Source organism: Dietzia sp. DQ11-71 (genome assembly GCF_014144995.1).
GTDB classification, from domain to species: domain Bacteria; phylum Actinomycetota; class Actinomycetes; order Mycobacteriales; family Mycobacteriaceae; genus Dietzia; species Dietzia kunjamensis.
Genome location: NZ_JAALDT010000522.1, coordinates 1 through 8,726, shown reverse-complemented (window position 1 = coordinate 8,726; position 8,726 = coordinate 1). Strand labels below are relative to the sequence as shown.

General features: G+C 71.3%; 8 protein-coding genes. 3 read left to right on the top strand and 5 right to left on the bottom strand.

Translation table 11 applies throughout. From position 1 onward, the window contains the following. Positions 1-184: PUA domain-containing protein (locus G6023_RS15575; protein ID WP_347570793.1), on the top strand; the 184-nt coding region annotated here is incomplete at its 5' end. 24 nt (positions 185-208) lie between these two features. Here G6023_RS15575 and G6023_RS15570 read toward each other — a convergent pair. Genes G6023_RS15570 through G6023_RS15560 form a run of 3 tightly spaced genes read right to left on the bottom strand, consistent with a single transcriptional unit; the run spans position 209 to position 2,526 of the window. After that, positions 209-832 (bottom strand): carbonic anhydrase, encoded by a 624-nt coding sequence (locus G6023_RS15570; protein WP_067719720.1) that lies wholly within the window; start codon positions 830-832, stop codon positions 209-211. Positions 833-855: 23 nt separating this feature from the next. Then, positions 856-1,749: a Sir2 family NAD-dependent protein deacetylase gene (locus G6023_RS15565; RefSeq protein WP_182636388.1), complete on the bottom strand. Its 894-nt coding sequence runs from the start codon at positions 1,747-1,749 to the stop codon at positions 856-858. After that, positions 1,750-2,526 (bottom strand): MBL fold metallo-hydrolase, encoded by a 777-nt coding sequence (locus G6023_RS15560; RefSeq protein ID WP_182636387.1) that lies wholly within the window; start codon positions 2,524-2,526, stop codon positions 1,750-1,752. A 37-nt stretch (positions 2,527-2,563) separates the two neighbouring features. On the opposite strand from G6023_RS15560, the gene G6023_RS15555 reads away from it, so the two are divergent. Both G6023_RS15555 and G6023_RS15550 read left to right on the top strand, forming a co-directional pair. After that, a complete protein-coding gene (locus G6023_RS15555; protein WP_182636386.1) occupies positions 2,564-3,322 on the top strand; it encodes an AAA family ATPase in 759 nt (252 codons plus the stop codon). 17 nt (positions 3,323-3,339) lie between these two features. Then, complete coding sequence (locus G6023_RS15550) at positions 3,340-5,160, top strand: FAD-binding dehydrogenase (RefSeq protein ID WP_182636385.1); 1,821 nt, start codon at positions 3,340-3,342, stop codon at positions 5,158-5,160. Positions 5,161-5,233: 73 nt separating this feature from the next. Here G6023_RS15550 and G6023_RS15545 read toward each other — a convergent pair whose 3' ends face one another. Both G6023_RS15545 and G6023_RS15540 read right to left on the bottom strand, forming a co-directional pair. Further along, positions 5,234-6,484: a calcium/sodium antiporter gene (locus G6023_RS15545; RefSeq protein ID WP_182636384.1), complete on the bottom strand. Its 1,251-nt coding sequence runs from the start codon at positions 6,482-6,484 to the stop codon at positions 5,234-5,236. Positions 6,485-6,654: 170 nt separating this feature from the next. Further along, positions 6,655-8,726, bottom strand: a 2,072-nt coding sequence (locus G6023_RS15540) for a RecQ family ATP-dependent DNA helicase (protein WP_182636383.1), incomplete at its 5' end; no start/stop codon positions are given.

The following is an 8,726-nucleotide window of genomic DNA, read 5'->3' as shown; positions in this document are numbered from 1 at the left end:
CGGGCTGTTCCACTTCGGCGACGTCATCGAGATGCACGACGTCGATGGCCGCGTGGTGGCCCGCGGGATCGCCCAGTACGACTCGGTCGAGGTCCGCGCCCGGTTGGCCGACCGGGCGGCGGGCGGCACCGGCTCCGGTCAGGGGCGCCCGTTGGTGCACGCCGACGACCTCGTCCCGGTCTGACCAGCGACCCCGGTCGGCCCGCGCTCAGCCGTCCGTGACGGTCCCCTCGGTGTGGACCGGGGTGACGGTCCCCTCCTCGAGGTTGTAGATCGCGCCGACGATCGCGGTGCGGCCCTCGGTGATCGCGCGGTCGACGGCGGCCGACTTCTGCCGGATCGCGGTGACGGTGTGGCGGACGTTCTCCACCACCACGTCGTCGTACCCGGCGTCCGGGTCGCGCCGCGCCTCGAACACGGCCGGCGAGATCCGCTCGACCACGTCGCGCAGGTAACCGGACGGGGTGGAGTGCGTGTCGATGGCGGTGATCGTGGCGCCCACCGCACCGCACGAGGTGTGGCCCAGCACGAGGGTCAGCGGGATGTTCAGGGCCTCGATCCCGAACTCGATCGACCCGAGCACCGACGAGTCCACGATGTGGCCGGCGTTGCGGATCACGAACAGGTCGCCGAGCCCCTGGTCGAAGACGACCTCGGCGGGGACGCGGGAGTCCGCGCAGCCGAACACCTGCGCGAACGGATTCTGCTGGCCGGCGAGCTCGGTGCGCCGAGAGGGGTCTTTGTGCTCGTTGAGGTTCTCCCCGGCCACGTAGCGGGCGTTGCCGCGGAGTAGTCGGGCCAGCGCGGTCTCTGGTGTCTTTGCGATCTGCATGGCCCTATTCTGCTCCTCGACGCTCACCCGTGGTGCGGCAGGGCCGCATCTGCCAGCTCGAGGACCTCCACGCAGTCGCCGTCGATCGTCAGGGTGGCCTCGTCGTGCGCGCGGGTGCGGCCGCGGTTGACCACCGCGACGGGCGTGCCGGTGGTCACCGCACGCCGTACGAACCGGTATCCGGAGCGGACGGTCAGGGAGGAGCCGACGACGACGACGAGGTCCGACCCGTCGACGAGCGCGTTGGCCTCCTGCACGCGATGCGCGGGGACGTTCTCGCCGAAGTAGACGATGTCCGGTTTGAGGGCTCCTGAGCAGGCCCGACAGTCGACCATGCGGAAGTCGGAGGTCTCGGCCAGGACGGCGTCGGCATCCGGCGCCACCTCGATCGCGCCGCGGGAGGTCACGCGTTCGATGAAGCCGGGGTTGAGGCGTTCGAGCTGTTCGTGCAGCGCCCACCGGCTCTGTCGCAGGCCGCAGTCCAGGCAGATGACCACGGCGTAGGTCCCGTGCAGGTCCACGAGCCGGCGGTTGCCCGCCTTGAGGTGCAACAGGTCCACGTTCTGGGTGATCACCCCGGTGACCAGGCCGCGACGCTCCCAGCCGGCGAGCAGGAGGTGCGCCGCGTTGGGCCGTGCGGCCTCCATGTGCCGCCAACCGAGGTGGTTGCGCGCCCAGTAGTGCCGGCGGAACGCGGGGTCGCCCACGAACTGTTGGAACGTCATCGGGGTCCGGCCGGGCGAATCGGGCCCGCGGTAGTCGGGGATGCCCGACGGGGTCGAGATGCCGGCGCCGGTGAGCACCACCGCCCGTCGGCCCCGGAGGAGTTCGGCGAGTGCGGCCGCGCGGTCGGGCAGGTCCGGATCCGCCTCCGTGCGCTCGGCCGGCGTCCAGGCGGTCTCACGGATCCTGACCATCTACAGGCCCCCGGGGCCCGAGGGATCGTGCGCGCACACCACGTCGAGGGTGTCGCGGCGACGCCGGGCCAACCCGGCGAGCCTGGCGTGCGTCAGGGACACCGCGCTCGGTTCCAGGGCCAGGGCGCGTTCCATGACGGGGATCGGCCTCGGCACGCGACCCGACGGACCGATCTGTCCCCGGTGGTAGAAGGCGTCCCCGGCGTGGAGGAGGTCCTTGTCGTCGTCGTCGTCACCGCCACCGGGCACGAACACCCCGGCGTGACCCACCGCGTGGCCCGGCAGGTCCACCAGCATCATCCCCTCGGCGACGTGGTCCAGGGGGTGCGCCCGGAAGCCCTCCCACCGGTCGGTCCCGTAGGCGTACTCGACGAACCGCGGCCCGTGCGACCACTGGGGGCGGCGGTACCGGCGGCGCTCGACGAACCGCGGCGTGCGCACCGCCCACGTCAGCGCCTGGGCCGCGACGTGCACCTGCGCCTCCGGGAAATCCGCGAGCCCTCCGATGTGGTCCGCGTCCATATGGGTCAGGACGATGTGCCGCACGTCCCGGGGATCCAACCCCAGCGACTCGATGCGGCGGAGCGCGGTCTCGTCGGTGCGCAGTGCCGGGCGCAGCGCGTGACGCATCGCACCGAGGCGGCCGGCCGGATCGGCGATGTCCTGCACCCCGATCCCGGAATCCACCAGCACGAGCCCGTCCGGGGCCTCCACGAGCAGGACGCGCGTCGGAACGAGGCCCCCCATCGTGCCGCAGTTGAGCTGGTGGATCCGCATGGGAGAAACGGTACCGACCGACGGTAGGGTGCGTGGCATGGCCGCAGGTGGAGTGCTCGATCCGAGGCCGGTGGTGCGCGTCGAGCGGCAACGCGACGGGGGCGGGGCCGCGGCCGGGTCGCCGCCCGCTTCGTCGGACGCGGGGTGGCCGTACTCCATCCCGGCGGTGGCCCAGCTGTTGCGCGAGGGACTCGAACTCGACGACCTCACCGTGCTCGTGGGGGAGAACGGTGCGGGCAAGTCCACGCTCGTCGAAGCTGTGGCCATGGCGTACGGGCTGGGTGCCGAGGGAGGCTCGGTCAACGGCCGGGACGTCACGTGGGAGTCGGAGTCGCCGCTGCACGACGCCCTGCGGCTGGTCCGCGGCGGCGCCGCGTCGAAGTGGGGCTACTTCGTGCGCGCCGAGACGATGCACGGCATGTTCAGCTACCTGCAGTCGTCCGGGCCCGAGCAGGATTTCCACTCGCGCAGCCACGGGGAGGCGTTCTGGGACCTCGTCTCCACCTCACGGTTCTCGGGCGGCGGGTTGTTCGTGTTGGACGAGCCCGAGGCGGGGCTGTCTTTCGATGCCCAGCTCAGGCTGGTCGCGCTGCTGCTCGAGCTGGCCGATCGTCGCGGCGCGCAGGTGCTCATGGCCACCCACTCACCGATCCTGGCCTCGGTACCGGGTGCAGCGGTCTACGAGCTGTCCGACGAGGGGATGCAGCGCAGCCGGTGGCAGGACCTGACGATGGTGGACCAACATCGGCGCTATCTCGATGCTCCGGAGCGGTACCTGCGCCACCTCTTGGAGTGACCGGGCACACTGAACCCATGACCAATTCCGCGTCCCGTTCTGCCCGCACCGCCGGTGATGCCCGGCCCGTTCACCCCACATATCCGGCCTACCAACCGCCGTCGGTATCCCGGGCCGCCAACGCCGGGCCGCTGCCCGCCCCGGAGCCCGGGTTCGTACCCGATCTGATCGTGGTGGGGCACGGGCTCGCAGGGCTCGTCGCCACCCACGAGGCCACCCGCGCCGGCAAGAAGGTACTGGTCGTGGACCAGGAGAACGAGAAGAACCTGGGCGGGCAGGCGTTCTGGTCTCTCGGCGGATTGTTCCTGGTGGACACCCCCGAACAACGCCGGATCGGCATCAAGGACTCGCTGGAACTCGCGTGGCGGGACTGGTTGGGTTCCGCCGGGTTCGACCGACCCGAGGACCACTGGCCGCGCGAGTGGGCGCGCGCGTACGTCGAGTTCGCGGCGGGGGAGAAGCGGCGGTATCTGCACGACCTGGGCCTGCGAATCATCCCCACCGTGGGCTGGGCCGAGCGGGGCGGTGGCGACGTGGACGGCCACGGCAACTCCGTTCCGCGATTCCACGTGACCTGGGGGACCGGGCCCGAGGTGGTGCGGGTCTTCGAGGAACCCGTCCGCGACGCCGCCCGCGCCGGCCTGGTGCGCTTCGCCGTTCGCCACCGGGTGGACGAGATCGTGATCGACGACGGCCGCGCAGCAGGGGTGCGGGGGGCGACCCTCGTACCGTGCGACCTCGACCGTGGTGTCGCCTCGCCCCGCGAGGAGACGGGCACGTTCGAGTTCCGGGCGAGCGCCGTGTTGATCGCCTCCGGAGGCATCGGCGGCAATCCCGACCTGGTCCGGCAGTACTGGCCCACCGACACGCTGGGTGCGGCGCCCGAGCACCTGATCGTGGGCGTGCCCGAGCACGTCGACGGGCGGATGTTGGAAATCTCCGGGGCGGCCGGGGCGAACCTCATCAACCGGGACCGGATGTGGCACTACACCGAGGGCGTGGCCAATTTCGCGCCCGTCTGGCCCGCACACGCCATCCGGATCATCCCGGGGCCGTCCACGCTCTGGCTGGACGCGAATGGTGACCGGATGCCGGTGCCGCTGTTCCCCGGATTCCACACCACGGCATCCATCGAGGCCATCCGCCGCACCGGTCAGGACTACTCCTGGTTCATCCTCGACTCCGCCATCGCCGGCAAGGAGTTCATCCTCTCCGGTTCCGAACAGAACCCGGAGCTCACCGTCAAGAGCGTGAAGAAGTTCGCGTCCAAGGCGGGGAAGGGACTGCCGCCGTCGATCGCCGACTTCGCCGAGAAGGGCGTCGACTGGGTGGTCGCGGACACGCTGGAAGAGATGGTCGCCGGCATGAACACGCTGCTGCGTGAGGGCGAGCCGGCGCTGGACCTCGAACGCGTCCGCGAGTTCGTACTGGCCATGGACGGGCAGATGGACAATCCGTTCGCCAAGGATGCGCAGGTGCAGGCCATCCACAACGCCCGGCGCGTCCTGACCGACAAGCTCACCCGCATGGCCAAACCACACCGGCTGCTCGCCGACTCCGGCCCAGGCAAGGGCTCCGCCGCCGGATCCGGCGGGCCGCTCATCGCGGTCAAGGTGCACCTCATGACCCGGAAGACTCTCGGTGGAGTCGAGACGACGCTCGACTCGCAGTGCCTGACCCCCGATGGTCAGCCCTTCCCGGGCCTGTACGCGGCGGGCGAGGTCGCCGGGTTCGGCGGCGGGGGGGTCCACGGGTACAACTCGCTGGAGGGCACGTTCCTCGGTGGCTGCATCTTCTCCGGGATGAAGGCGGGCCGAGCGATGGTGCGGGAGGTCTGATCGGGACGGGCGACCACGGCGGGCGCACGGACCTCGCGTCGAGGACCGTCGTCCCCGGCCGCGCTACGGGGGGTCACCCTGGGCCACCGGTCCCCGTATCCGTTGCGCCGTCGTGGGCGGGGACCGGTCGCGCCCGCGCCTGTCTGCGTCCCCGCAACAGACCGAGTTCGTAGGTGGCCAGCCCGATCAGCCACAACGCGGTGATGGGGATGACGAACCAGAGCATGGCGGCGCTGAACGGATCCATCGCGTCGTGGTCGGCCGCCTGCAGCACCACATAGACGACGTACGCGGCGTAGAAGCCCGTGAAGAGCAGTCCCTCCCACCGCTTGATCGCCATACCGGTGAAGGCGATCGGGAGCAGGGCCAGCGAGACGGCGAGCATGATCGGCAGGTCGAAGCGGACGGCCCCGGGGGCGACGTCGATGGGCGTGATGAGCGAGGCTATCCCGAGAACGGCACCGATGTTGAATATGTTGCTACCGACGATGTTGCCGATGGCCAGGTCCCGTTCGCCGCGGATCGCCGCCACCACGCTCGTGGCGAACTCCGGCAGCGACGTCCCGACCGCCACCACCGTGAGACCGATGACCAGGTCACTCATTCCCCATGCCGATGCGAGATCACTCGCCGCCGCGACGAGTAGTCGCGCGCCGACCACCAGCAGGGCCACTCCGACGACCACGAAGACGCTGTTGACCAGAACCGGGTGTGACGACGCGACGCCGGACGACCGAGTCTCACCGGCGCTGGCGCCACCTGCGGGGTCATCACCCGCGGCGGCATCGCCCGCGGCGGCATCACGTGCGGCGCCACCACCGGCGCCGTCACCGACCGGGTCCTCCGATGCCGCGGCGGCCCGGCCTCCATCCTGCTTGCGCGAGATGACGATCGTCGCCACCGTATACGCCACGAGGCCGGCGAACAAGAGCAGACCGTCGAGGAAGCTGATCGTGCCGTCGAGTGCCACCAGCAGCGCGACCACCGAGAACAGCACCATGATGGGGATGTCGACGCGCACGATCCGGGACGTCGCCACCAGCGGGGCGACGATCGCTGTGAGGCCCAGGATGAGCAGGATGTTCGCGATGTTGCTGCCCACCACGTTGCCGACGGCCAACCCCGGGTACCCGCTCAGCGCGGCGTCGACGCTCACCGCGAACTCCGGCGCGGAGGTCGCGAAGGCGACGACGGTGAGTCCCACCACCAGCGGGGAGATTCCGAGGGTCGCGGCCAGACCGCCGGCGCCTCGCACCAGCACTTCGCCGCCGCCGATGAGCAGGACGAATCCCACCGCGAGGGCGAGCACCGTGAGGGCGCTCATGACGGGTCCGACCGGATCGTGGTGAACCCCGGCCCGGCCGACGGTGACGGTCTCGTTGCGTTACCCATGGGTCGATTATCCCGTGCCGGACTCCGGTTTGTCGAAGCGCAGGCGGCGACCTCCCTGGAAATCACACCCAGCCGGACATCACACCCAGCCGGACATCACACCTAGCCGGCTGCGGCCACGGCCAGGGGCAGGACGGCGGGGACCCCGGAGGAGCGGAGATGCCGGGCCGCCTCAGTGGTCGTCCACCCCGTTCCGAACAGGTCGGTGACCAGGAGGACGGGGCCCTCGGGCGTGGCCGACGGCCCCGCGAGGGTGCCCCAGAGCTGCGCCACGCGGTACGCGGAGTTCTGGGCGGTCACCGGCGGCAGTGCCGGGTCACGGGTGATCTCCCCGAGCGGCGTCATCCGGCCCATCTGCGCCAGGGCGTGGGCGAGGCTGACGACGAGCTGCGGATGCTCCCCGGTGACCAGGGCGACGACACCGGTCGGCCGGTCGGCCCAGCCCCACTCGCGGAGGACGGGAATACACGCGCGGGCGAGCCATTCCGGGGCGTCCTGGTCGGGCTCGGCGAGCAGGGCGCGCAGCTTCTGGCCCAGGCCGAGATCGGTCAGTCGAGCCAGAGCCCGGCCCTCGGCGGGCCCGTCGGCGATCTTGCCCTTCAAGGGGACGTCGAGCTTGGCGAGGCCGGTGGGCCACTGACGGCGGGGAGGCAGGACCACGCCGGGCCGCTCGAGGGCCTCGCGGGCCCGGGTCAGAGCGCCGGAGTCGACCTCCGTCGTGCGGCGCTGACCCGTGCAGTTGTCGCAGCGACCGCAGCCACCGGAGGCCGGGTCGAGGGTGGGATCGTCGAGCTGGGCGCGGAGGAATTCCATGCGGCAGGACCCCGTGCGCTGGTACTCCAGCATCGCCTGCTGTTCGGACTGCCGGGCCTCCGCCAGACCGGCGTAGCGCTCGGTGTCGTAGTGCCATGACCCTCCGGTGGCCACCCAGCCACCCCGGACGCGCTGGACCGCGCCGTCGACGTCGAGGACCTTGAGCACCATCTCGAGCCGGTTGCGGCCGAGGTCGACGGCGGGTTCGAGCGCCTGCGTGCTCTGCGGTCGATCGGGCTCCAGTGCGTCGAGGACCCGCCGCACCACGTCCTCGGGCGGGAACGCCAGGGAGGCGAAGTGGTTCCAGATCGCGCGGTCCTCGGGCCCGGGAAGCAAGACCACCTCGGCGCGGTCGGCGGCACGTCCGGCGCGGCCGATCTGCTGGTAGTACGCGATGGGGGAGGGCGGGGCACCCAGGTGGACCACGAAGCCCAGGTCCGGCTTGTCGAAGCCCATGCCCAGCGCGGAGGTGGCGACCAGGGCCTTGACCTCGTTGTCGAGCAGCGCGCGCTCCAGCTCCTCCCGTTCACCGGCGTCGGTGCGGCCGGTGTAGGAGCTGACCCGGTGCCCGGCCGAGGTGAGTAGTTCGGCCATGTCCTCGGCCGCCGCGACGGTGAGGCTGTAGATGATGCCGCTGCCCGGCAGCGACTCGAGGTTCTCCACGAGCCAGGCGGCGCGCTTCTCCGAGTCGTCGATAGCCACCACCGACAGCCGCAGCGACTCGCGGTCCAGTCCGCCTCGCAGGACGAGGGTGTCCTCCGAGGCGGACTCACCGACCCCGAGCTGCTGCGCGACATCGCGGACCACCCGGTCGTTGGCCGTGGCCGTGGTGGCCAGGACCGGCACGCCGTGGGGCAGATCGGCGAGCAGGGTGCGGATACGCCGGTAGTCCGGCCGGAAGTCGTGACCCCAGTCCGAGACGCAGTGGGCCTCGTCCACCACCACGAGGCCGGCGTCCGCCGCGAGCGCGGGCAGGACCGTGTCCCGGAAGTCGGGGTTGTTGAGACGCTCCGGGCTCACCAGCAGCACGTCGACCTCACCGGCCCGGACCGCCGAGCGGACCTCGTCCCACTCGGTCATGTTGGCCGAGTTAATGGTGGCCGCCCGCACCCCGGCCCGGGCGGCGGCCTCGACCTGGTTCCGCATGAGTGCGAGCAACGGCGAGACGATCACGGTGGGGCCCGACCCCAGCTCGCGGAGCAACCGGGCGGCGATGAAGTACACCGCCGACTTGCCCCAGCCGGTGCGCTGGACCACCAGCGCGCGTCGCCGGTCCGCCACCAGGGCCTCGATGGCGACCCACTGGTCCTCGCGCAGGACGGCGCCCGGGCCGGCGAGGGCGCTGAGCAGTTCGTCGGCGC